Source organism: Psychromonas arctica (genome assembly GCF_036697365.1).
In the GTDB taxonomy this organism is placed as follows: domain Bacteria; phylum Pseudomonadota; class Gammaproteobacteria; order Enterobacterales; family Psychromonadaceae; genus Psychromonas; species Psychromonas arctica_A.
This window is the reverse complement of sequence record NZ_JBAHZA010000053.1, coordinates 1-1,017: the sequence shown is the minus strand read 5'-3', so window position 1 is coordinate 1,017 and position 1,017 is coordinate 1. Positions and strand designations below refer to the sequence as shown.

At 45.5% G+C, this 1,017-nt stretch carries 1 protein-coding gene; it reads right to left on the bottom strand.

The features are described 5' to 3' along the window. A partial coding sequence (locus V5290_RS17275; protein WP_333388744.1) for a VCBS domain-containing protein occupies window positions 1–1,017 on the bottom strand: 1,017 nt, incomplete at both ends.

Here is a 1,017-nt window from a genome sequence, read left to right as displayed (position 1 = left end):
CTTAACGTCGCAGCATCATCTTCAGTGACCGCTCCCGTTGTATCGCCAGCTACGATAGATAAATCATCCACACCGTTGATGGTAATAACAATCTCTTGTTCAACACCATCGCTAGTCATAACAGTGATGGTATCGGTGATTGACTCACCGTCATCTAATGATTGGATAGCTGCTTGCGTATTATCCGCCGCGTATGTCCAGTTACCATCAGCATCGATAGTGATTGCACCATAAGTACCTGACACGGTCTCAGCAGTGAAAGTTGTGGTGTCTGAGCTATCAACATCGCTTAGCGATAATGTACCAGCCGTGCTTAACGTCGCAGCATCATCTTCAGTGACCGCACCCGTTGTATCGCCAGCTACGATAGATAAGTCATCCACACCGTTAATGGTAATAACAATCTCTTGTTCAACACCATCGCTAGTCATAACTGTGATGGTATCGGTGATCGACTCATCATCATCTAAAGATTGAATTTCTGCTTGCGTGTTATCGGCTGCGTATGTCCAGTTACCATCAGCATCGATAGTAATATCGCCGTAAGTGCCGTTAATCGTTTCAGCAGTAAAAGTAGTTGTATCCGAGCTATCAACATCTGACAACGTTAATGTACCAGTCGTGCTCAACGTAGCAGCATCATCTTCAGTTACCACGCCAGTTGCATCACCAGAAACAACTGATAAATCATCGACACCGTTGATAGTAATAACAATCTCTTGTTCAACACCATCGCTGGTCATAACTGTAATGGTATCGGTGATCGACTCGCCGTCATCTAATGATTGGATCGCTGCTTGCGTGTTATCCGCCGCGTATGTCCAGTTACCATCGGCATCAATAGTAATATCACCGTAAATACCTGACACGGTCTCAGCAGTGAAGGTTGTGGTATCTGAGCTATCGATATCTGACAACGATAATGTACCTGTCGTGCTTAAGGTCGCAGCATCATCTTCAGTCACCGCGCCGGTCGCATCGCCAGCTACGATAGATAAATCATCGACACCATTAATG